The following is a 21,886-nucleotide window of genomic DNA, read 5'->3' on the forward strand; positions in this document are numbered from 1 at the left end:
ACGTTCGCCTGCGTGACGTGCCAGTGGCACACCCCGCCGCCAGCGCCGCGAGCCCTCCCACGAGCGGCGGGGTGTGCCACTGGCACGTCACGCAGGCGAACGTGATCAGGAGCCGCAGCCACCCGGTGTTGCGGTCCTCGACGGCGTCGGTCATGAAGATGCTCGAGTACAGGCCCAGGAGGACGACCACGTCGAGGGTGACCGCCGCGTGCCCACGCCCCGCGCGCAGCCACCACGCGTAGCCGCAGGTCCACACCGCCGCTGCGGCGGCCACCGCCGCGGTGGCCGCGAAATGCTCGGGCGAGGCGCGGAACAGCGCGATCGGCACGATCGGGACGATCGTGGCCAGGCGCACCGCGGCCGCGTACCGGCGGCCGAAGCGCTCCAGCAGCCGCGCCGCCTCACCAGCCAACCGTCACCACCGATCCCTCGCCGCTTCCTGGGACGCAGCCTAACGAGTCGCCCGGTCCTCCGCCGTGCCTTGATCAACTCCGCCGGCCGGAAGCGGGTGGCGCCGCCGTCACGCCCGGGAACGCCGCCTGGCGAAGGAAGCCCTGGCGAACCGGTAGGCGATCAGGATCCCGGCCATCGAGTACGTGCTGGTGGCGTGCTGGCCCTGCTGCCCGGGGCGGGATTGCGCGTCGCCCGTCTCATCCGCGGGGCCGCGCGTCCGTGACGCCTCAGGCGGACGCCAGCCGGAGCCGGGCCAGCTCCGTCGCGGCCTGGGCGGGGGTCACCCGCTGGAGTCCGGCCGTGTGCAGGAGGTCGGCGACGGTGTGCTCGATCGCCTCGACCCGCTTCTGAGCCTCGTCGGTGCTCTCGTGGTGCAGCTCCACGGCGAGCGTGTTGATCACGCCGCCCGCGCTGACGACGTGGTCGGGCACCCACGCGATGCCGCACCGGTGCAGCAGGCCCGCCACGTCCTCCGCGGCGAGCTGGTTGTTGGCCGGTCCCGCGATGGCGGCGCAGCGCAGATCAGGCACGACGTCCGCGGTGAGCACGCCGCCGAGCGCCGCGGGGACGACGATGTCGACGTCCGCGGTGAGCGCCTCCTCCGGCGAGACCCAGGTGGCGCCGAGCGCGTCGCTCTCCTGCCGCTTGGCCGGGTCGATGTCGGCGACCACGAGCTCGGCCCCCTCGGCGGCGAGCAGGCGGGCCAGCCGCATGCCGACGCTGCCCAGCCCCACGACCGCCAGCCGCGCGCCCGTGAACGCCGCCGTGCCGTGCAGCCGCCGGCGTACGGCGCGCAGGGCCGCCAGCGTGCCGAGCGCGGTGGCCGCCGAGGAGCCGCCGCTGCCGCCGTGCCGTTCCGGTTTGCAGAACACGTGCGGGGTCCGTTCCCCGATGACGGCCATGTCCTCGGGGGTCGTCCCGACGTCGGGGCCGGTCGCGTACGTGCCGGACAGGGACGTGATCGTGTCCGCGACATCGTGCAGCACCATGCGGCGCGTGGCCGCGTCCAGCTCGGCGTCCACGGGCAGGGCGACGACCGTCTTGCCGCCGCCGTTCGCCAGCCCGGCCACGGCGCACTTGGCGGTCATGGCGGCCGACAGGCGCAGCGCGTCGGCGAGCCCGTCACGCCAGTCGGCGTAGCGCCAGACGCGGCATCCGCCGACCGCCTGGCCGAGCTTCGTCGAGTGCACCGCGATGATCACCGGCAGGCCGGACCGGCTGCCGGAGCGGACGACGACGTGCTCGTGCTGGAATTCCGGCATGTGCTGCCCCTTTCCGGATGGCTGGTTACCGTGGCCAAGAATCGGCCTTCTGGCCTGTTGACGCCATGTAAGCCGAACGATCGGCCGGAAATCCGCCAAGATTCCGGCCAACAGCGAGATTCCTGGTGGTGTAGGCCGCCGGTACCGGCCGAATGGTTGTACGCGCCGATGTGGCACGCCGATCCGTCGCCGTCCGGATTCGGACCGTGTCAGAGGGTTATCTTCTCCATGGGGGAAAGACCGCATGCCTGATGAGCACACCACCTGACTAGGAGCCCCATGCCGATCCTCACCCGGCCCACCGCCACCGCCTTCCTGCTGATCGTGCTCACCGGCTGCGCCACCACGCCCACCACGCCGGCGGCGCGCCTTCCCGCGTCACCCGGCACGCCCGCCGCGAGCCAGGAGGAGACGCCCGCCGGGCCGCAGGCCGCCGACGGGCGCGAGCTGTCGTCGTGCGAGGACGCCGACTGCGAGATCGAGATCCAGGCCGGCGACGAGCTCACCATCGACAAGCGCTTCGGGGTGCGGCAACTGACCATCGGCGCCCTGCAGCCGGATGGAGCGCGGATCACGCTCAGAGGATCCGCCGGGGAGCTGAGCGTCCAGGGGATGAAGGGCAGCATCAGCAGCAACTGCGTCAACGGCCGCTGCCGCGACGAGGGCGAACTGGTGCTCGCCCCTGGCGAGACCGGCCGCATCAACGACATGCGGCTCGACCTCGCCCACCTCTCCGGCGACCGCGCCGTCCTGCGCCTCATCCCCGGATAACGGCGGCCCGCCGCCCCGGCTGATACGTCGAAACGTGTACGCCCGGAGGGCTTGGAGGCGGACGACGGGCGGGAGGCCCGGTTCGTAACCTGACCGGGTCCTGGACCTGACCGGGTCCGAGCCTCCGACCGCCGAAGTGAGCCCGATGCGACAACGCCTTTCCCCCGCCGTCCTCACCGTGTACGTCTGGATCGCCATGGTGGCGTTCGGCGGCATCGCCGTGGAGACGGTCGTCATCTATCCGAACGTCTTCCACGACGTGCCCGCCTCGCTGGCCGAGTCGATGGAGTTCTTCGTGGTGACCGGCCCCGCGGACTTCTTCCCGCCGATGGGCGCGGTGACCGTGGTCGCCTCGGTGGCCGCCCTGGTGCTGGCGTGGCCGGAGCGCGACATCCGGCTGTGGGCCGGTGGGAGCCTGCTGTCGCTGCTGCTGGGCGAGTTCCTGTTCTCGGCGCTCTACTTCTGGCCGCGTAACGACATCATGTTCGAGGAGGGCGCCGCGGTCCATTCGGCGGAGGTGTTGCGCCAGACAGCGCTGGAGTTCGAGACCGGCCACTGGGGGCGGCTGGCGATGAGCGCGATGACCGCCACCCTGGCCTTCACCGGCCTGTGGCGTCTGCACCGCAGCCGCGCCCTGGCCGCCGTCGCGCCCGCGGAAGGCGCGTCGTGACGGCCCGGCTCGGCATCACGGTCTGGGCCGTGTGGGGGCTCGCGCTGCTCGGCGTGCCCCGCGTGGTCGCCCACGATCTGCGGCTCGTCGGCCCGGTGGGTAACGCGTTGCTGGTGTTCGTCCCCATCGCCGTCTGGGCGGCCGTGGTGCTCTGGAAGCGGGTGCCCAACCCGTTCGTGACGCTGCTCACCGTAGGGGCCGCCTACGGTGTCCTGCTGGCGGTGACCCATCAGCTATTTTGGGCACGAGCCTTCGGCGACGACCCTCCCCACCTGGGCGGCAACCTCGCCGGCGCGCTCTCCCCCGCTGTGGAAGGGCTGGTGCTCCGGGCCTTCTCGCTGGGCAGCAGCCTGGTGACCGGGCTCGCGGTCGGCGCGGCCGTCGGCGCGGCGGCCTGGCTGATCAGCAGGATCGTGCCGGGCTTCCGGCCCCGCCCACGACGATGACGGAGGAAGCGTGCGGGGCGAATCACCAGCCCGCCGCGAGTCGGCGGTCGACCTCGGTCTGGCCATGCTGGTGCTCGTCGTGGTCGGCACCGCCATCACGGCCGACGTCGGCAGCGCATCGGCCGGGCCGGGCCTGGCCGCCTACACGTTCGGCGCGTCGTTCGCCGTCCTGATGTTCGCCCGCCGGCGCTGGCCGGTGGCGACGCTCCTGCTCACGGCCGCGGCCCTGATCGTCTACTACAGGCTGTCCTACCCGCCGATCGGGCTGGCCGCGCCGCTGGCCGCGGCCCTGTACTCCGCGGCGGAGCAGGGCAGGCCGCGCTGGTCCATCGGCACGGCCGTCGCCCTGCTCGTCGTCTCGACCGCGCAGCGCATCCTGGAGGGCGACGACCTGGCCTACCTCCTCGGTTTCGAGACCACCACCTCCGCGGGCCTCATGGCCGCCGCGATCGCGCTGGGCGACGGCGTGCGGGCCCGGCGTGCCTGGCGCGCGGAGCTGGCCCGGCAGGAGCACGCCGCCCGCCTGGAACGCGAGCGGGAGGCGGCGCGGCGGGTGGAGCAGGAGCGCCTGCGCATCGCCAGGGATCTGCACGATCTGATGGCGCACACGGTGTCGGTGATCTCGCTGCACACGGACGTGGCACGCGAGTCGCTGCGCGACGCCCCCGACGTGGCCGAGCGTTCGCTGGCCGCGGCCCGGTCGGCGTGCAGCGACGTGGGCCGCGAGCTACGGCTGACCCTGGGAGCGTTGCGCGCGGGCGATCCCGACGACGGCCCGGCACCGGGGCTGGAGCTGCTGGACGCGCTCGTGGCGACGGCCACCGCGGCGGGGCTCGGCGTCGACGTGCGGACCTCGGGCCGGCACGAGCGGCTGCCCGCGATCTCGGACGCGACGGCGTACCGGGTGCTGCAGGAGTCGCTGAGCAACGTCCTGCGGCACGCGGGCGCCCGTACGGTCCGCATCGACCTGGACTACGGCACGGACGCCTTGCTGTTGCGCGTGAGCGACGACGGCCGCGGGGCCGGCGGCGCCGCGGGACGGCCGGGGTGGGGCCTGACCGGGATGCGTGAGCGGCTGGCGCTGCTCGGCGGCGACCTGCGGACGTCGTCGCCCGCTGAGGGAGGATTCGTGGTGGAGGCGAGTGTCCCGCTGGAGGAGCACGCATGACCCGGGTCGTGATCGTCGATGACCAGCACCTGGTCAGAGAGGGGCTGCGGCTGCTGCTCGAACGCGCCGACGACATCGCCGTGGCCGGTGACGCGAGCGGCGCCGACGCGGGTGTCGAGCTGGTGGCCAGGCTCCGCCCTGACGTGGTGCTCATGGACGTCCGCATGCCCGGCCCTGACGGGCTGGACGCCACCCGGCGGATCATGGCCGACCCGGCGCTCCGCGACGTCCACGTGATCGTGCTCACCACCTTCGACACCGACGAGAACATCCAGGAGGCGATCCGGGCCGGGGCCGCGGGGTTCCTGCTCAAGGACACCAGCCCCGAGCGGATGCGGGAGGCGGTGCGGATCGTGGCGAGTGGCGACGCGCTGCTGTCGCCCGCCGTCACCCGGCGCGTCATGCGGGCCGCCGCGGCGGGTCCGCGCCCGTCGTCGCCGGAGCGGCTCGACCGCCTGACGGAACGCGAACGGGAGGTGCTGGCGGAGGTCGGCGCGGGCCGGAGCAATGCCGAGATCGGCGAGCGGCTGTTCATCAGCCCGGCGACCGCCCGCACCCACGTGGGCCGGCTGCTGACCAAGCTCGGCGCCCGTGACCGTTCCCAGCTCGTCGTCCTGGCGTACGAGACGGGCCTGCTCACTCCCGGCGCCTGGACGCCGCCTCCCGGCGATCCGCACGTCCGGTGAAGCCGGGGCCGTCCACAGCCCGTGCCGCGATTCGTTATAACCTATGACGTCAAGCCTCTTTGTCACCGCGTGTCGACGGGTTGCCTGGGGGCCTGGCACGGCACAGCCGGGCTATGAAGGCGAGGACGCATGTCGGCCCGGGTTATAACCGTGACCGACGAGACAGGACGACGATGACCGGAGCAGCGGCCGAGCCCCACCCCACCAAGGCCGACCACGCCTACCTGCGGGTCAAGGAGCTCATCCTCTCCGGTGAGCTGCCGCCCGCCTCCGTCATCGCGCAGGCACAGCTGGCCCGCGACATCGGCATCAGCACCACTCCCCTGCGCGAGGCCCTGCGCCGCCTCAAGAGTGAAGGGCTGGTCGAGCTGGACGCCCACCGCGACGCCCGCGTCGCCCCTCTCGCCGCGGAAGAGGCACGCGACCTGCTGGAGCTGCGGCGTTCCCTCGACCCCCTCGCGGTCGCGCTCGCCGCGGAGCGCCGCACCAGGGCCGACATCGCCGCGATGCGCGCCGCCGCGCAAGGGCTCGAGCCGTTGCCCGGCAACCCCGCGTACGAACACCTCGTCGCCCACCGCAGGCTCCACAGGGCCCTCTACTCGGCCTCGCACAACGACCTGCTCATCCAGACGCTCGACAGCCTGTGGGACAAAGCAGACCGCTACCGCCGGCTGGCGCTGGAGGCCGAACGCGGCCAGAACGCCCGCGACCGCAAGGCCGCCGAGCACGAGGCGCTGGTCGAGCTGGTGATCGCGGGTGACGCCGCGGGCGCCGCCGCCGTCATGCGCCGGCACATCGACACCAGCCTCGGCGCCCAGGCCGCCTGGCGGTTGCTCGGCGACGACGAGGCCGTCCCACGGAAGGGGTGACGCGGGGCGTGACGGCCCGGGCGCACGCGGTCGCCGTCTACGTCGTCTGTCGCGGTCGACCCGGCCGGATCGCACCGGATGGAACGGGTCAGATGACCACGAGAGCCCTCGGCGAACCCGCTGTAGCATGACGCCAAACACGACGGGTCCGGTGATACGGGGCCTGGGACGACGCTGAGGTGACAGTCGATGACGCCGCTGGACCAGCTACCCGAGATCCGCACCGAGCTGTACATCGACGGCGAGAGCCACGGCGCGGGCGACTCGCTGCAGGTGATCGACCCGGCCGACGGCACGTCGGTCGTCGGCTACGCGGCGGCCGCCGACGCCAAGCAGGCCACGTCGGCGGTCGCCGCCGCCCACCGGGCGTTTCCCGCCTGGTCGGCCCGTACACCGGAGGAGCGCGCGGCGGCGCTGATCGCCGCGCTGGCTCCGCTGGAGGCGGCACGGGCGGCGACGGCCGAGATCCTCACCCGTGAGAACGGCAAGATCCGATTGGAGTCCCACATCGACTCCGTCGTCTTCGAGCACCGTTTCCAGCTGGCCGCGGGGCTGGCCGGCGAGGTCGGGCAGGTGACCGTTCTTCCGGCGCCGCCGTACCGCACGGAGATCTCCTACGTGCCGCTGGGCGTGGTGACGATCATCGTGCCGTTCAACTGGCCGCTGGCGATCCTGGCCGCCTCGCTGCCGCAGGCGCTGATAGCCGGCAACACCGTCGTGGTGAAGCCGCCGCCCACGACCCCGCTGGCGACCGTGCGCACCGTGGAGCTGGTGGCGCGCGCGCTGCCGCCGGGCGTGCTCAACGTCGTCACCGGCGCGGACGCGCAGATCGGCGCGGCGCTGATCCAGGACGACCGGGTCAGGAAGGTCTGCTTCACCGGCAGCCCGGCCGGCGGCAAGCGCATCATGTCCATGGCCGCCGGCTCGCTGACCCGGGTGGCGCTGGAGCTGGGCGGCAACGACCCGGCGATCGTGCTGGACGACGCCGACCTCGGCCCTGACGCGATGCACCGCCTGTTCGCGGGCACGTTCGACTCGACCGGGCAGATCTGCATGGCGGTCAAGCGCCTTTACGTGCACCGGTCGCGCTACGACGAGGTGGTGGAGGGCCTGGCCGGGCTGCTCGCCGCCACCCGGCTGGGCCACGGCCTGGACGAGCGGGTGACCATGGGCCCCCTGCACAGCCGGCGGCAGCTGGCGTACGTGCAGGAGCTCCTCGGCCAGGCCCGCTCGTCGGGGGCCGAGGTGCGCGAGTTCGGCGCGCCCGCCGAGGACGCCGACCTCTCCAGGGGCACCTTCCTGCGGCCGTCGCTGGTGCTCGACCCCGCCGACGACACGCGGGTGGTGACGGAGGAGCAGTTCGGCCCGACCCTGCCGATCCTGCCGTTCGACGACGAGGACGGCGCCGTGGCCCGCGCGAACGACACCTGGTCGGGGCTGTGCTCCTCGGTGTGGACGGACGATCCCGGCCGGGCCGCTGCCCTGGCGGCGCGGCTGCGGACCGGCTACACGTTCGTCAACGCGCACGGGGCCGGGAGCCTGGACGAGCGGGCGCCGTTCGGCGGCTTCAACCACAGCGGCATGGGCCGTGAGATGGGCATCGAGGGGATCCGCGAGTTCATGGACACCCACTCGGTCGGTTTCCCCTCCTGACGTTCGCCTACAGACTTCGCTGAAGTTTTAACCAGGAAGGCCGCCTCGCCGGCCGTCCCACGTTTCCTCACGGGCATGAAGACGAGTGATTTGACATCCTCCTCCTCGTAAACGAGGGGGATTCCCACGGTCGCTCGTAGGTCTTCCTGCTTCATCGCCGGTTGCCCGCCCGAGAGGACTCTCGTTGAGGTCTTACACCAGCTCCACAGGCGTTTCAGCTCTCCGCCAGCCCGGCGGCGAGCACGTTCTTGGCCGCGTTCACGTCCCGGTCGTGGACGGCTCCGCAGGCGCATGTCCACTCGCGGACGTTCAGCGGCATCTTCTCTTGCAAAGCCCCGCACTCCGAGCACAGCCTGGACGAGGGGAACCAGCGGTCAACCGCTACCACGGTGCGTCCGTACCACTGGGCCTTGTACTCCAGCATGCTCCGGAGTTCTCGCCAGCTCGCGTCGGAGACAGCGTGCGCCAGCCGCCCGTTCTTGACCATGTTGCGGACGGTCAGGTCTTCCACGGCGATCACTTGGTTCTCGCGAACAAGCCGTGTCGTGACCTTGTGCAGGTGATCCCTTCTGCGGTCGGTGATCCGGGCGTGGACGCGGGCCACCTTCAGGCGGGCCTTGGCCCGGTTGCTGCTGCCCTTGGCCTTGCGGGCGAGCGCCCGCTGCGCCTTGGCCAGCATGCGCCGGTCCCGCCGCTCGTGACGCGGGTTGACGATCTTCTCCCCGGTGGAGAGCGTGGCCAGCGCGGTGATGCCCGCGTCCACGCCCACATTCCGCCCTGCGGTCGGCAGCGGGCTGACCTTCTCTTCGACCAGCAGGGACACGAACCAGCGCCCAGCCGCGTCCTTCGACACGGTGACCGTGGACGGCTGCGCACCCTCGGGAGGCGGGCGCGACCACACGATGTTCAGCGGCGCGTCCATCTTCGCCAGCGTCAGCTGCCCGTCGCGCCACCGGAACGCCGACCGCGTGTACTCAGCCGACGCCCGCGCCTTCTTCTTGTTCTTGAAGGTCGGATACCGGGCCCGTTTGGCGAAGAAATTCGCGAACGCCGCCTGAAGGTGGCGAAGCGTCTGCTGCAACGGCACCGACGACACCTCGGACAGGAAGTCGTAGTCGCCGCCGCGCTTCCACTCGGTCAGCTTGGCCGACGACTCCACGTAGGAGACGCGACGCCCTTCGAGCGTGTAGGCGCGGGTGCGTTCTTCCAGGGCTTTGTTGTAGACGAGGCGGACGCAGCCGAACGTCCGGGCAAGCTCGTCGGCCTGCTCGGGGGTCGGGTGGAAGCGGTACTTGTAGGCCCGCTTCACGATCTGCGCCATGCCTCACATCATACCGTGCGATCAGCTAAGACTCGCACGCTCTTTCCCATTCCGTGCCCCGTTATGGACACTGCGCGTCCTGGGCTGTCCCGGCGACGCCGGGCCACCCCTTGCGGGGCTCCGATTCCTCCCACGCCTGAAGCTGAAGGACCGGGTCTCCTCGGAGGTTTCCGATGACGGCGATGGACGGGCCTGTCAGCGACGCGTTGCTGAAGCTGGGGCGGCATCTCCGGTCCGGGACGGTCTCGCCGGATCTGCGCACCCTCCACCAGGTGGGCGGGCGCCAGGCTGACGCGTTCTACCGCGACCGCTGGAGCCACGACAAGGTGGTGCGCTCGACCCACGGCGTGAACTGCACGGGCTCGTGCTCGTGGAAGGTCTACGTCAAGGACGGGATCATCACCTGGGAGGCGCAGGAGACCGACTACCCGAGCGTCGGCGGCGACCGGCCCGAGTACGAGCCGCGTGGCTGCCCGCGCGGCGCGGCCTTCTCCTGGTACACGTACTCGCCCACCCGGGTGCGCTACCCCTACGCGCGCGGCGTCCTGGTGGAGATGTACCGCGAGGCGAGGGCCAGGCTCGGCGACCCGGTCGAGGCGTGGGCGGAGATCACCACGGATCCGGCCAGGCGGGAGCGGTACCAGTCCGCGCGGGGGAAGGGCGGGCTGGTCAGGATCGGCTGGGACGAGGCCGTCGAGATCGTCGCCGCGGCCCACGTGCACACGATCAAGGAGTACGGCCCCGACCGCGTGGCGGGCTTCTCCCCCATCCCCGCCATGTCGATGGCCTCGCACGCGGCCGGCGCCCGGTTCGTCTCGCTGATCGGCGGCGCGATGTTGTCGTTCTACGACTGGTACGCCGACCTGCCGGTGGCCTCGCCCCAGATGTTCGGCGACCAGACCGACGTGCCCGAGTCGGCCGACTGGTGGGACGCCTCCTACCTGCTGGTGTGGGGCTCCAACGTGCCCGTCACCCGCACCCCCGACGCCCACTACATGACCGAGGCGCGTTACCGGGGCCAGAAGGTCGTCGTCGTGAGCCCCGACTTCAGCGACGCCGCCAAGTTCGGCGACGAGTGGCTGGCCCCTCATCCCGGCACCGACGGGGCGCTGGCCATGGCGATGGGCCACGTGATCCTCAAGGAGTTCTTCGCCGACCGCGACACCCCTTCCTTCACCGGCTACGCCAAACGTTTCACCGACCTGCCGTTCCTGGTGCGGCTGCGCGAACACGACAACGGCGGGTACGTGCCCGACAAGTTCCTCACCGACGCCGACCTGCGCGAGGGCGCGGGCGACGCGTTCAAGACGGTGCTCCTCGACGCGCGCACGGGCGAGCCGGTGGTGCCCAACGGCTCGCTCGGTTTCCGCCACCGCCCGGACGGCGAGGGCCGGTGGAACCTCGACCTCGGCGCGGTCGACCCGGCGCTCACGCTGCTCGGCGGGCAGGCGGTGAAGGTGGCCCTGCCCCGCTTCGACCTGCCCGCCGGCGTGCTGCACCGGGGCGTGCCGGTCATGGAGGTGGGCGGTCACCTGGTCACCACCGTGTTCGACCTGCTCATGGCGCAGTACGGGGTGCCGCGCGACCTGCCCGGCGCGTGGCCGCGAGGGTACGACGACGCGGCGCAGCCGTACACGCCGGCCTGGCAGGAGGGCATCACCGGCGTGCCGGCGGCCAAGGCGGCGCGGATCGCCCGCGAGTTCGCCGCCAACGCGGAGGAGTCGCGCGGCCGGTCAATGATCATCATGGGGGCGGGGGCGAACCACTGGTTCCACGCCGACCAGATCTACCGCTCCTTCCTGGCGCTGACCACGCTGACCGGCTGCCAGGGCGTCAACGGCGGCGGCTGGGCCCACTACGTCGGCCAGGAGAAGGCCCGGCCGATCACCGGGTGGGCGCATCTCGCGTCGGCTCTGGACTGGTCGCGCCCGCCCCGGCACATGATCGGCACGGCCTACTGGTATCTGCACACCGACCAGTGGCGCTACGACACCTACAGCGCCGACACCGTCGCGTCGCCGCTGGGCCGGGGCACGTTCGCCGGGAGGTCCACCGCCGACCTGATGTCGGCCTCGGCCCGCATGGGGTGGATGCCGTCGTACCCGACGTTCGACCGCAACCCGCTCGACCTGGCCGACGAGGCGGCGGCGTCGGGGCAGGAGCCGGGCGCGTACATCGCGGGCCGGGCCGCCTCCGGCGAGCTGGGCCTCGCCTGCGAGGATCCGGACGCGCCGGCGAACTGGCCACGGGTGCTGACCGTGTGGCGGGCCAATCTGCTGGGCTCGTCGGCCAAGGGCGATGAGTATTTCCTGCGGCACCTGCTGGGCGCCGAAGCGTCGCTGCGGGCCGGCGAGGCCGCACCGGAGCAGCGGCCCGAGGACGTCACCTGGCGGTCGGAGGCGCCGCGCGGCAAGCTCGACCTGCTGCTGTCGCTGGACTTCCGGATGACGTCCACGACGTTGTTCTCCGACATCGTGCTCCCTGCCGCCACCTGGTACGAGAAACACGATCTGTCCTCGACCGACATGCACCCGTTCGTGCACGCCTTCAGCCCGGCCATCGATCCGCCCTGGCAGACGCGCACCGACTTCGCCGCCTTCCACGCCATCGCCGAGGCGTTCAGCGCCCTGGCCGCCACCCGTCTCGGGGTGCGCCGCGACCTGGTGGCGGCGCCGCTGCTGCACGACACCCCCGACGAGTACGCCACCCCGCACGGCCGCGTGGACGACTGGCGGCACACCGGGGCCGCCCCTGAGCCGGGCAGGAACTTTCCGAAGATCACGATCGTGGAGCGCGACTACGGCGCGGTCTCCGCCAAGATGGCCGCGCTCGGCCCGCTGCTGGACACCCTCGGCGCCACCACCAAAGGGGTGACGTTCCAGGTGGCCGAGGAGGTGGAGCGGCTGCGCCGCGGGAACGGCGCCGTACGCGACGGCGTGGCGGCCGGGCGGCCGTCGCTGGCCCGCGACGTGGACCTGTGCGAGGCGATCCTGGCGTTGTCGGGCACCACGAACGGGCGCCTGGCCGCGCAGGGGTTCGCCACGCTGGCCCGCCGCACGGGCACGGCCTTCGACGGCCTGGCCGACGAGCACAAGCAGATCACGTTCGCCGACACGCAGGCCAGGCCGGTGGCGGTGACGACGTCGCCGGAGTGGTCGGGCATCGAGACCGGCGGCCGCCGGTACTCGGCCTTCACCATCAACGTCGAGCACCGCAAACCCTGGCACACGCTCACCGGCCGCCAGCACTTCTACCTCGACCACGACTGGATCCACGAGGCCGGTGAGGCGCTGCCGGCCTACCGGCCGCCGCTCGACATGACCGCGATGTTCGGCGAGCCCGGCGTGGGAGAGACCGGCGAGAACGGCATCACCGTGCGCTACCTCACGCCGCACTCCAAGTGGTCCATCCACTCCGAATACCAGGACAACCTGCTCATGCTGACGCTGTCGCGAGGCGGCCCGACCATCTGGATGAGCCCGGCCGACGCGGCGAGGGCGGGCATCGCCGACAACGACTGGGTGGAGGCGGTCAACCGCAACGGCGTCGTCGTGGCCCGCGCGATCGTCTCGCACCGGATGCCGGCGGGGACGGTGTACATGTACCACGCCCAGGAGCGCGTGGTGGACGTGCCCAAGAGCGAGACGTCCGGCCGGCGCGGCGGCATCCACAACTCCCTCACCCGGCTCCTCGTCAAACCCACCCACCTGATCGGCGGCTACGCGCAGCTGAGCTTCGCCTTCAACTACCTGGGGCCGACCGGCAACCAGCGCGACGAGGTCACCATGATCCGCCGCCGTAGCCAGGAGGTGAACTATTGACACGCGTGATGGCGCAGCTGGCCATGGTGATGAACCTGGACAAGTGCATCGGCTGCCACACCTGCTCGGTCACCTGCAAGCAGGCGTGGACGAACCGCGCGGGCACCGAGTACGTCTGGTTCAACAACGTCGAGACCCGCCCCGGCCAGGGCTATCCCCGCGCCTACCAGGACCAGGACCGGTGGAAGGGCGGCTGGGAGCTCAACCGGCGCGGCCGGCTGCGCCTCAGGGCGGGCGGACGGCTCAAGAAGCTCTTCTCGATCTTCGCCAACCCGCTGATGCCGTCGATCCAGGACTACTACGAGCCCTGGACCTACGACTACGACCAGCTGTTCTCCGCGCCGATGCAAACCGACACCCCGGTGGCGCGGCCCCGCTCGCTCATCACCGGCCGGCCCACCAAGATCAGCTGGAGCGCGAACTGGGACGACGACCTGGCCGGCGGGCCCGAGCTGGCGCCCGGCGACCCGGTGCTGCGCAAGGTGTCGGACCAGGTGAAGCTGGAGTTCGAGCGGGCGTTCATGTTCTACCTGCCGCGCATCTGCGAGCACTGCCTCAACCCGTCGTGCGTGGCGTCCTGCCCGTCGGGGGCGTTGTACAAGCGCTCCGAGGACGGGATCGTGCTGGTCGACCAGGACCGCTGCCGGGGCTGGCGGATGTGCGTGACGGGCTGCCCGTACAAGAAGGTGTACTTCAACCACCGCACCGGCAAGGCCGAGAAGTGCACGTTCTGCTTCCCGCGCGTCGAGGTGGGCATCCCCACGGTCTGCTCGGAGACGTGCGTGGGACGGCTGCGCTACATCGGGCTCGTCCTGTACGACGTCGACCGCGTGGCAGCGGCGGCGGCCACGCCGGACGAGAAGGACCTGTACGAAGCGCAGAAGGGTGTCCTGCTCGACCCCCGCGACCCTGAGGTGATCGAGGAGGCCCGCAGGTCGGGCATCCCCGATGACTGGCTGCAGGCCGCCCGCCGGTCCCCGGTCCACCGGCTGATCTTCGACTTCGGGGTGGCGTTGCCGCTGCATCCCGAATACCGGACGATGCCGATGGTCTGGTACATCCCGCCGCTGTCGCCCGTCGTGGACGTGCTCTCCGGGACCGGGCACGACGGCGAGGACGCGGGCAACCTGTTCGGCGCCATCGAGGCGCTGCGCATCCCGCTGGGTTACCTGGCCGAGTTGTTCACCGCGGGCGATCCCGAGCCGGTGCGGGCGGTGCTGCGCCGGCTGGCCGCGATGCGCTCGTACATGCGCCGGCTCAACCTGGGCCAGGAGCCCGACGAGACGATCGCCACGGCGGTCGGCATGGACGGCGCGCGCATCGAGGACATGCACCGGCTGCTGGCCCTCGCCCCCTACGACGAGCGGTACGTCATCCCGGCGGCGCACGCCGAGCAGGGCGCCTGGCTGGAGGAGCCGGACACCGGCTGCAGCCTCGACTATGAGGGCGGCCCCGGTATGGCGGGCCCGTTCGGCGAGGCGTCGGGGCGGCCGTCGCCGATCGCGGTGGAGAACTTCCACGCCCTCCGCGAGCGGCAGTCGGGCGAGGAGCTGGACGACGCCGACGAGCTGCGCGGCCGGGTCAACCTGCTCAACTGGGACGGCAAGGGCACGCCCGACGGATTGTTCCCGAGGAGGAAGACGTGAACGAGGGCGACCTGCGCAGCGCCCACATGGTGGCCTCGGTGCTGCTCGGCTATCCCGACGGGCGCCTCTACGACGGTCTCGGCGTGCTGGCCGGGGCGGTGGACGGCCTGCCCGCCGGCGAGGTGCGCGAGCGGCTGTCGGCCTTCCTCGGCCACGTGGCCGCCACCGCCCCGGCGGAGCTGGCCGCCCGATACGTGGCCACGTTCGACCTCAAGCGGCGCTGCTGCCCATACCTCACCTACTACGCCTACGGCGACACCCGTAAGCGCGGGGCGGCGCTGCTGCGGTTCAAGCACGCGCTCAGCACGGCGGGCTTCGAGCCGGCCGACGGCGAGCTGCCCGACCATCTCGCCGTGGTGTGCGAGCTGTCGGCGCGCGGCGCGGTCGGCCCGGCCCGGCGGCTGATGCTGGAGCACCGGCCGGGCCTTGAGGTGCTGCGCGCGGCGCTGGAGGAGGAGCGCTCGCCGTACGCGGACGTGGTCACCGCCGTGCTGGCCACGCTCCGCCCGAGCAGCGCGCGCGAGAAGCAGGCCGCGCTGCGGCTGGCCGCAGAAGGGCCGCCCGCGGAGGCCGTCGGCCTGGAACCCTACGCGATGACGGAGGCGGGCCGATGAGCACGTTGCTCTGGGTGGTGGCGCCGTACGTGGCGCTCACCGTGTTCGTGCTCGGTCACGTGTGGCGGTACCGCTACGACAAGTTCGGCTGGACCACCCGCTCGTCGCAGATGTACGAGTCGCGGCTGCTGCGCGTCGGCAGCCCGCTGTTCCACTTCGGCATCCTCGTCGTGGCGCTGGGCCACGTCGGCGGGCTCGTCATCCCCAAGAGCTGGACCGAGGCCGTCGGCGTCAGCGAAGGGTTCTACCACCTGCTCGCCGTCGTCCTCGGCACGATCGCGGGCGTGGCGACGGTGGGCGGCATGGCGATCCTGATCTACCGGCGGCGCACCGTGGGCCCGGTCTTCATGGCCACCACCCGCAACGACAAACTGATGTACGCCGTGCTGGCCCTCACGATCGCCCTCGGCCTGGCCGCGACGGTCGTGGCCAACCTCGCCGGCGGCGGCTACGACTACCGCAACACCGTCTCGCCGTGGTTCCGGTCGATCTTCTTCTTCCGGCCGGAAGCGGCGCTGATGGCCGGCGCTCCCCTGCTGTTCCAGCTGCACGCGCTCAGCGCGCTGGTGTTGTTCACGATCTGGCCGTTCACCCGGCTGGTGCACATGCTGACCGCTCCCGTGGGCTACCTCACCCGCCCGTACATCGTCTACCGCAGCAGGGACGAGGCGCGACCGGCCACCCGGCGCGGCTGGGAACCCTCCCGCTGACCCGCCCGCGGCGGCCGCCATCACCGCAAGGACCGGGGCCCCTTTCCGGGCGCTTTCTCTGGGCGCTCGTCAGGGACGGCGTGCGTCCCGGTACCAGTCGAGGATCTGCTCGCCGGTCATGAACGCGACGTCCCTGTGGGCCCTGATGTGCTGCAGGGCCTGCTCGAAATACCGCAGCCGGTGCGGGACGCCCATGATGTACGGGTGCACGACCAGCGCCATCACCCTGGCCGGGTCCGCGGAGTCCTTGTAAAGCTGGTCGAACTGGTCGACGGCGCGCTGGAAGTACTCGCGGGCCGGATGGTGCTGGATCAGCATCATCGCGACGTCGTTGCACTCCTGGGTGTAGGGGATGTTCACGATGGGCGACGTCCGGGTGGCCAGCTCAACGGGCTGGTCGTCGAGCACCCAGTCGCAGACGTACTCGTAGCCCTCCTCGACCAGGATGTCGGGCGTCTCCCAGGTCTCGGTCAGCCCGGGGCCGAGCCAGCCGCGCGGGCGGCGGCCCGTCGCCGTCTCGATCGCCTTGGTGGTGGCCTGGATGTCGGCCCGCTCGTCCTCGACCTTCTGCATGTTCTTCTGGGTGAAGCCGTGGCCGACGAACTCCCACCCGCGGTCCTGGGCGGCCTTCGCGATCTGCGGGTAGTGGATGACGGCCTGGCCGTTGATCGCCAGCGTGCCGGTCACCTCCTGCCGGTCCATGGCCTCGATCATGCGCCACACGCCGACGCGGTTGCCGTACTCGTGCCACGCCCAGTTGGGCACGTCGGGGGCGGGGATGCCGCCGGCCGGCGGGGTGAGCACCGTCCTCGGCATCGGGTCGGTGTCGGACCAGGTCTCCACGTTGACGATGACCCAGACCGCCATGCGCTCGCCGGCGGGCAGGCGGAGCGCGGGGCGGCCCTCGATGGGGTCGTACTCAAGCCGTTCGCTGGGACGCACGGGTGTCTCCTTCGACGATGGTGACGGTCAGGGAGGGCAGGCCGCTGATCTCGACGCGCACGCGGTCGCCGGGCAGCACGGGGCCGACGCCCGCCGGGGTGCCGGTGTAGATCAGGTCGCCCGGCATCAGCCGGAACGAACGCGACAGGTGGCTGATGATCTCGGGGACGTTCCAGATCATCAGCTCCAGCCCGGTGTGCTGGCACCGCTCGCCGTTGACGGTCAGCAGCAGCGTTCCGGACAGGGGTGCCGAGCCGGGCAGGATCGGGCCGCAGGGCGCCGAGTGATCGAAGGACTTGCCGGCCTCCCACGGGTGGGCCCGCTCGCGGCAGTCCCGCTGGCGGTCGCGCCGGGTCAGGTCGATGCCGGCGGCATGGCCGAAGACGAGCCCGTACGCGTCCCGCACGCCGACGTCCGCGCCCTCGGCGCCGATGGCGACGACCAGTTCGCCCTCGTAGTGCAGGTCCTCGGTCTGCGGCGGGTAGGGCACCTCGCCGCCGTCGGCGACGACCGCGTCGGCCGGCTTCTGGAAGAAGAAGGGGTCGTCGCGCTCGTCGCCCTCCTTCATCTCCCTGATGTGGTCGAGGTAGTTGCGGCCGACGCAGTAGACGCGGCGTGCGGGGAAACGGTCGGGGCCGCCGCTCACGGGCAGCGTGACCCGGGTGGGTTGCCAGAGCATCAGTGAACCTCAGGAGTGGTGGTCTTGCTGAACAGGTCGGGGCGCAGCACGAGCGCCAGCGCGGCACCCAGCACCGAGAAGCCGACGATCTGCACCATGCCCGCGCCGACCCAGCCGGCGGCCTCGACCAGGGTGCTGAAGAGCAGGCCCGCGACGCCGGCCGCCACGTAGATGCAGGTGACGAAGAGCCCGGCGGCCCGGCTGACGATCTCGCTGCCGGCCGACTTGACGAGGTAGCTGGCCGCGGCGACGTACATGCCGGCGCTGGCGAACAACCCGAACAGGAACGAGAAGGTCGCCTGCCAGGGGGTGGAGGCGGACCCGAGGAAGAGGGCGCAGCCGCTGGCGGCCACGCCGAGGTTGAGCACCGTCAGCACGATCCTGGGGCTGAACCGGTCGGCGAGATAGCCGCCGGCCGGGGAGGCGAAGGCCGCCAGGCCGGACAGGCCTATGACGAACCCGGCTCCGCCGGGGCTGTAGCCAAGCTGGTCGCGCAGGTAGCTGGCGTACAGGCCGATGAAGGCGAAGTCGGCCAGCCCGAACAGGGCCGTGATGACGGCCAGCACGAGCGGGTTGCGCGACACGAGCCGGCGCGCGCCGCCGACGTGCCTGGACGTGGTCTCGGCCGGGTCGATCTCGGTCAGCCGCGGCGAGACCAGGAACACGATGGCCAGCGCCAGCGCGACCCCGATGAGGGCGTAGGCGATCATCGGGGCCCGCCACGTGCCGTACCCCTCCAACAGGACGCTGCCGAGCGAGGGGCCGATGATCGAGCCGGCCGCGAAGGCCATGTTGACGCTGCCGATCGCCACGCCGCGGCGCGCCGGGAAGGCGCTCGACGCGACCGCGATGATCATCGCGAGCTGGAGTGCCTCGCCGACGCCGGACAACACGCGCCACACCAGCATGTCGAAGAACCCGATCGAGACCACGGTGAGCGCGGTCGCGAGCGAGAACACCAGCGTGCCGACAACGATCGTGCGCTTGCGCCCGAGCACGCGCTGGAGGTATCCGGCGGGCAGTCCGGCCAGGCCCATGCCGATGGCGAACACGGTGGCCTGCAGGCCCGCCGCCTCCAGGCTGAAGCCGTACTCGGCGCGGACCTCGACGAGCAGGATGGGGAAGACCATCCGGTCCATCGCGTTGACGGTGTAGGCCAGCAGCAGCAGGCCGAACATGGCGACGGCGACTTTGGGCGCGAGGGCGCCCCGAGCGGCCGACGAGGTGGGGTGGGGGGCGGTCATTGCAGACTCCTTTCGCCTGCGGTGGTTGACGGCGCAGGCCAGTCGCCTGCCGCCGCGGCCCTGGCGAGCAGGGCGTCTCGGCGGACCGCTGCCATGGCGACGGGGTCCGGCTGGCCGTCGTCCAGCACGAGCCCGCCCTGCCGCTTGAGTACGCGGCCGTCGGCGATGACGGTGTCGATGTTGTCGACCTGGCCGGTGTAGACGAGCGCCTCGACCGGGTCGCCCGAGGGGACCAGGTTGATGTCGGACGCCCGCAGGATCACGAGGTCGGCGCGCTTGCCGGGAGTGACGGAACCGATGGTGTCGTGGAGGCCGAGATCCCTGGCCCCGTCGATGGTGGCCAGCTGGAGCAGCCGGCGCGGGGTGACCGTGCCGGACCCCGTACGCGCCGCATCCACTGAGACGTTCATGCGCAGGTGGCCGAGGATGTCGGCGCTGGTCGGCATGGCGAGCGTGTCGAGGGAGAGCGACACCGGCACGCCGGCCTCCAGCAGCTCCGTGAGCAGCGGGAAGCCCATGGTGCGCAGCTCGGTCATCGGGCTCAGCGACACCCTGGTGCCGGTGCGGGCCAGCGCCTGGATGTCTCGCCCGTCGGCATGCACGGCGTGGACGACCTGCACGTCCTCGCCCAGCAGGCCCCGCTCCTCCAGCCGTACGAGGCCGCAGGCGCGGCAACCCTCCTCGCGCAGGCACCGGTCGCAGTGCATGGTGATGGGCAGCCCGAGCGCGCGGGCCTCGGCCCACTCGCGCTCGTACACCTCGGGAGGCGTCCGGTACGGCCCGCGCAGCGCGACGCCGAAGTCCAGCCTGCCGTCGAGCTGCTCGTCGGTCCAGCGCGCCCGCAGCCCGCGCAGGTCGTCGAGATCGTTGGTGGCCTCAGGCGACGCCGAGTCCGGCGGGCCGTACGAGAAGCGCCCGCGCAGGCCGGAGTCCAGGTGCGCCTGGATGTTGGCGTCGGCGTCCCGAGGGCCGCGGACGTTGTGGTCGAAGTTGTGCACCGTCGTGATGCCGCCGCTGACCGCCTCGGCCAGCCCGAACCGGGCCGCCCAGTAGAAGTCGCCCAGCTCGAAGTGGGGTGCGAGAGCCCGCTTGACGGTGAAGTAGCCGGTGCCGGGACGGTCGCCGACCGTGCCGCGAAGCAGCGAGTTCCACAGGTGCCAGTGGGTGTCGACGAAGCCGGGCAGCATGATCGTGCCCGTGCCGTCGATCACTTCCGCGTCGGTGACGTCGCGCGCGCCGGCGTGCGGGACGATCTCGGCGATCCGCCCGTCACGCACCAGGACGTCGGCGCCCGCGACGTCACCGACGGCGGGATCCATGGAGATCAGGTGTGTGCCGGTGATGAGAAGGTCGGGTCGTTCGCGCATGGTCACCTCACGAAGAGCGCGACGGACAGGATGAGACCGAAGCCGACGATGAGCCACCGTAAGGAGCCGGGTGGCACGCGCCGGGCGAGCACCACTCCGCTCCGGCCGCCGGCCAGCCCGGTGAGCGACATGACGGCGACCGGGATCCACTCCACGGGGCCGAACGCGGCGAAGCACAGGGCGGAGATCAGGCCGACGACCAGGGACAGCGCGCTCTTGAGCGCGTTGAGCCTGTGCAGGTCGTCCGCCAGGAAGGTGCCCAGGACGGCGAGCATCATGACACCGAGCCCGGCGGCGAAGTAGCCGCCGTACATCGCGACCACGAAGTGGCCGGCCAGCAGCGCGTGACCGCCGCCCGCTGCCGTGTCCCTGCCGATGCGCCGTGCCAGGCTCTCCTGCAGGGCCAGGGCGACGACGGAGACGAGGACGAGGAACGGGACGACCGACTCGAACTGATCCGGAGGCGCGGCCGGCAGGATCGCCGCCCCGCATGCGGCGCCGCAGGCGCTGACCACGGCGAGCCGCGGCACCCGCGGGCGCACGGCGGGCAACTCGTCGCGGTAGCCGGCCAGCCCGCCCACGTAGCCGGGCAGGGTGGCCAGCGCGCTCGTGAAGTTGGCGGCGATGGGCGAATATCCCATCGCCATGAGCGCCGGGAACGAGATCAGCGAACCGCCGCCCGCGACACCGTTCACGGCGCCGGCCAGGAAGCCCGCACCGGCGAGAACAAGCAGCTGCGACGTGTCCAGCATGGTCGTCCTCCCGGCTCCCAGCCCACATGGGAGGCAACGTATTCATTGCATGCAATGCATGTCAAGAGTGTTCGATGACGGATTGCATGCAATGTATACTCGCCGCATGGCGGTCTCTTCCGATTCCCAGCCGGGCAGCGCCCATGCGGTCTACGTGGCACTGCGCCACCGGTTCGCGGAGGGGCGATACGCTCCCGGCCAGCGGCTGACGGAGGCGACCGTGGCCGCCGACCTGGGCGTCAGCCGCACTCCCGTACGCGAGGCCATCGGCAGGTTACTCGCCGAAGGGCTGGTCGTCCCGGCCGCCCGCGGCGTAGCCGTCGCGGCACTGACCGCCGCCGAGGCGGAGCACCTGTTCGTCCTGCGCGCCACGCTCGAAGCACTGGCCGCCGAACTGGCCGCCACCCGGCAGGCGCGGGGACAACTGGCCCCCGCCGACATCGACGCGCTCGACCAGGCCGTCGACGCGGTCGAGGCGGCGGTGCAGACCCATGACGCCCACGCCTCCGCCCAGGCCAACCTGGCCCTGCACCGCGCCATCGGGGCGGCGGCCGGCAACCCGTTCCTCGAGGACACCCTGCACCGGGTGTGGGACCGCATCGCGGTCACGACCGTGGCCAACCTCGACGACCCTCACTGGGCCGGCGCGATCACCGAACAACACCGGGCCATCGTCGCCGGGATCCGCGCCGGGGATCCGGCGGCGGCCGGGAGGGCGGCCAAGGCGCACATCGAGGCCGCGGGACGGGCGTACAAACGGGCTCCGGAGAACGAACCCCGAGCCGGCGCGGCCAAGCAGCCCACCCGCTGAG

At 71.8% G+C, this 21,886-nt stretch carries 19 protein-coding genes and 1 pseudogene; 12 read left to right on the forward strand and 8 right to left on the reverse strand.

Annotation, left to right across the window (positions count from 1 at the left end):
• On the reverse strand, nucleotides 1-412 hold a 412-nt coding region (locus E1294_RS42070), incomplete at its 3' end, for a hypothetical protein (protein ID WP_132516702.1).
• Between the two features lie 268 nt (nucleotides 413-680).
• On the reverse strand, nucleotides 681-1,715 hold the full coding sequence (locus E1294_RS42075) for a Glu/Leu/Phe/Val dehydrogenase dimerization domain-containing protein (RefSeq protein ID WP_132516704.1): 1,035 nt from the start codon (nucleotides 1,713-1,715) through the stop codon (nucleotides 681-683).
• 279 nt (nucleotides 1,716-1,994) lie between these two features.
• Here E1294_RS42075 and E1294_RS42080 point away from each other — a divergent pair, with 279 nt between their 5' ends.
• The 7 genes from E1294_RS42080 (at nucleotide 1,995) to E1294_RS42110 (ending at nucleotide 7,978) form a co-directional block, all read left to right on the forward strand.
• On the forward strand, nucleotides 1,995-2,486 hold the full coding sequence (locus tag E1294_RS42080) for a hypothetical protein (protein WP_132516706.1): 492 nt from the start codon (nucleotides 1,995-1,997) through the stop codon (nucleotides 2,484-2,486).
• 145 nt (nucleotides 2,487-2,631) lie between these two features.
• Nucleotides 2,632-3,156, forward strand: a complete 525-nt coding sequence (locus tag E1294_RS42085) for an anthrone oxygenase family protein (protein ID WP_220448245.1) — start codon at nucleotides 2,632-2,634, stop codon at nucleotides 3,154-3,156.
• Nucleotides 3,153-3,602: a hypothetical protein gene (locus E1294_RS42090; protein WP_132516708.1), complete on the forward strand. Its 450-nt coding sequence runs from the start codon at nucleotides 3,153-3,155 to the stop codon at nucleotides 3,600-3,602. Before E1294_RS42085 ends, E1294_RS42090 begins: the two co-directional genes overlap by 4 nt.
• A 10-nt stretch (nucleotides 3,603-3,612) precedes the next feature.
• A complete protein-coding gene (locus E1294_RS42095; RefSeq protein WP_220448246.1) occupies nucleotides 3,613-4,770 on the forward strand; it encodes a sensor histidine kinase in 1,158 nt (385 codons plus the stop codon).
• The gene (locus E1294_RS42100) at nucleotides 4,767-5,456 is read left to right on the forward strand and encodes a response regulator (protein ID WP_132516710.1); all 690 of its coding nucleotides are present in this window, start codon (nucleotides 4,767-4,769) and stop codon (nucleotides 5,454-5,456) included. The genes E1294_RS42095 and E1294_RS42100 overlap by 4 nt, the downstream gene beginning before the upstream one ends.
• Before the next feature lie 173 nt (nucleotides 5,457-5,629).
• Entirely contained in the window at nucleotides 5,630-6,325 is a 696-nt protein-coding gene (locus E1294_RS42105; RefSeq protein WP_132516712.1) for a GntR family transcriptional regulator, read from the forward strand.
• Between the two features lie 189 nt (nucleotides 6,326-6,514).
• A complete protein-coding gene (locus E1294_RS42110; protein WP_132516714.1) occupies nucleotides 6,515-7,978 on the forward strand; it encodes an aldehyde dehydrogenase family protein in 1,464 nt (487 codons plus the stop codon).
• 128 nt (nucleotides 7,979-8,106) lie between these two features.
• Here the strand turns inward: E1294_RS42110 and E1294_RS42115 are convergent.
• Nucleotides 8,107-9,299: pseudogene (locus tag E1294_RS42115) on the reverse strand (RNA-guided endonuclease InsQ/TnpB family protein); the annotation flags it as partial.
• Nucleotides 9,300-9,472: 173 nt separating this feature from the next.
• On the opposite strand from E1294_RS42115, the gene E1294_RS42120 reads away from it, so the two are divergent.
• Genes E1294_RS42120 through narI form a run of 4 tightly spaced genes read left to right on the forward strand, consistent with a single transcriptional unit; the run spans nucleotide 9,473 to nucleotide 16,090 of the window.
• Nucleotides 9,473-13,120 (forward strand): nitrate reductase subunit alpha, encoded by a 3,648-nt coding sequence (locus E1294_RS42120; protein ID WP_132516718.1) that lies wholly within the window; start codon nucleotides 9,473-9,475, stop codon nucleotides 13,118-13,120.
• Nucleotides 13,121-13,128: 8 nt separating this feature from the next.
• On the forward strand, nucleotides 13,129-14,766 hold the full coding sequence (narH, locus tag E1294_RS42125; protein WP_132516740.1) for a nitrate reductase subunit beta: 1,638 nt from the start codon (nucleotides 13,129-13,131) through the stop codon (nucleotides 14,764-14,766).
• The gene (gene narJ, locus E1294_RS42130; protein WP_132516720.1) at nucleotides 14,763-15,380 is read left to right on the forward strand and encodes a nitrate reductase molybdenum cofactor assembly chaperone; all 618 of its coding nucleotides are present in this window, start codon (nucleotides 14,763-14,765) and stop codon (nucleotides 15,378-15,380) included. The genes narH and narJ overlap by 4 nt, the downstream gene beginning before the upstream one ends.
• Nucleotides 15,377-16,090 carry a respiratory nitrate reductase subunit gamma gene (gene narI / locus E1294_RS42135; RefSeq protein WP_132516722.1) on the forward strand — a complete coding sequence of 238 codons (714 nt, stop codon included), beginning with the start codon at nucleotides 15,377-15,379 and terminating at the stop codon, nucleotides 16,088-16,090. The genes narJ and narI overlap by 4 nt, the downstream gene beginning before the upstream one ends.
• Before the next feature lie 69 nt (nucleotides 16,091-16,159).
• Here the strand turns inward: narI and E1294_RS42140 are convergent, their stop codons facing one another.
• The 5 genes from E1294_RS42140 to E1294_RS42160 are packed head-to-tail and all read right to left on the reverse strand — an operon-like array spanning nucleotide 16,160 to nucleotide 21,074.
• Nucleotides 16,160-17,032, reverse strand: coding sequence for a polysaccharide deacetylase family protein (locus tag E1294_RS42140; protein ID WP_132516724.1), 873 nt, complete (start codon nucleotides 17,030-17,032; stop codon nucleotides 16,160-16,162).
• A complete protein-coding gene (locus tag E1294_RS42145) occupies nucleotides 17,010-17,711 on the reverse strand; it encodes a fumarylacetoacetate hydrolase family protein (RefSeq protein WP_132516726.1) in 702 nt (233 codons plus the stop codon). The genes E1294_RS42140 and E1294_RS42145 overlap by 23 nt, the downstream gene beginning before the upstream one ends.
• A complete protein-coding gene (locus tag E1294_RS42150) occupies nucleotides 17,711-18,955 on the reverse strand; it encodes an MFS transporter (protein ID WP_132516728.1) in 1,245 nt (414 codons plus the stop codon). The genes E1294_RS42145 and E1294_RS42150 overlap by 1 nt, the downstream gene beginning before the upstream one ends.
• Nucleotides 18,952-20,322, reverse strand: coding sequence for an amidohydrolase family protein (locus E1294_RS42155; RefSeq protein WP_132516730.1), 1,371 nt, complete (start codon nucleotides 20,320-20,322; stop codon nucleotides 18,952-18,954). The genes E1294_RS42150 and E1294_RS42155 overlap by 4 nt, the downstream gene beginning before the upstream one ends.
• A gap of 2 nt (nucleotides 20,323-20,324) precedes the next feature.
• A complete protein-coding gene (locus E1294_RS42160) occupies nucleotides 20,325-21,074 on the reverse strand; it encodes a sulfite exporter TauE/SafE family protein (RefSeq protein WP_132516732.1) in 750 nt (249 codons plus the stop codon).
• 106 nt (nucleotides 21,075-21,180) lie between these two features.
• Between E1294_RS42160 and E1294_RS42165 the strand changes: the two genes are divergently transcribed.
• A complete protein-coding gene (locus E1294_RS42165) occupies nucleotides 21,181-21,885 on the forward strand; it encodes a GntR family transcriptional regulator (RefSeq protein WP_165977776.1) in 705 nt (234 codons plus the stop codon).
• Nucleotide 21,886 lies beyond the last annotated feature (1 nt).

Origin of the sequence: Nonomuraea diastatica, assembly GCF_004349015.1 — a bacterium.
In the GTDB taxonomy this organism is placed as follows: domain Bacteria; phylum Actinomycetota; class Actinomycetes; order Streptosporangiales; family Streptosporangiaceae; genus Nonomuraea; species Nonomuraea diastatica.

Coding starts and splice junctions, on each gene's coding strand:
- E1294_RS42075 (WP_132516704.1), bottom strand. CDS start 1,715: ATGCCGGAATTCCAGCACGAGCACGTCGTCGTCCGCTCCGGCAGCCGG.
- E1294_RS42080 (WP_132516706.1), top strand. CDS start 1,995: ATGCCGATCCTCACCCGGCCCACCGCCACCGCCTTCCTGCTGATCGTG.
- E1294_RS42085 (WP_220448245.1), top strand. CDS start 2,632: ATGCGACAACGCCTTTCCCCCGCCGTCCTCACCGTGTACGTCTGGATC.
- E1294_RS42100 (WP_132516710.1), top strand. CDS start 4,767: ATGACCCGGGTCGTGATCGTCGATGACCAGCACCTGGTCAGAGAGGGG.
- E1294_RS42105 (WP_132516712.1), top strand. CDS start 5,630: ATGACCGGAGCAGCGGCCGAGCCCCACCCCACCAAGGCCGACCACGCC.
- E1294_RS42110 (WP_132516714.1), top strand. CDS start 6,515: ATGACGCCGCTGGACCAGCTACCCGAGATCCGCACCGAGCTGTACATC.
- E1294_RS42120 (WP_132516718.1), top strand. CDS start 9,473: ATGACGGCGATGGACGGGCCTGTCAGCGACGCGTTGCTGAAGCTGGGG.
- narH (WP_132516740.1), top strand. CDS start 13,129: ATGGCGCAGCTGGCCATGGTGATGAACCTGGACAAGTGCATCGGCTGC.
- narI (WP_132516722.1), top strand. CDS start 15,377: ATGAGCACGTTGCTCTGGGTGGTGGCGCCGTACGTGGCGCTCACCGTG.
- E1294_RS42145 (WP_132516726.1), bottom strand. CDS start 17,711: ATGCTCTGGCAACCCACCCGGGTCACGCTGCCCGTGAGCGGCGGCCCC.
- E1294_RS42150 (WP_132516728.1), bottom strand. CDS start 18,955: ATGACCGCCCCCCACCCCACCTCGTCGGCCGCTCGGGGCGCCCTCGCG.
- E1294_RS42155 (WP_132516730.1), bottom strand. CDS start 20,322: ATGCGCGAACGACCCGACCTTCTCATCACCGGCACACACCTGATCTCC.
- E1294_RS42160 (WP_132516732.1), bottom strand. CDS start 21,074: ATGCTGGACACGTCGCAGCTGCTTGTTCTCGCCGGTGCGGGCTTCCTG.
- E1294_RS42165 (WP_165977776.1), top strand. CDS start 21,181: ATGGCGGTCTCTTCCGATTCCCAGCCGGGCAGCGCCCATGCGGTCTAC.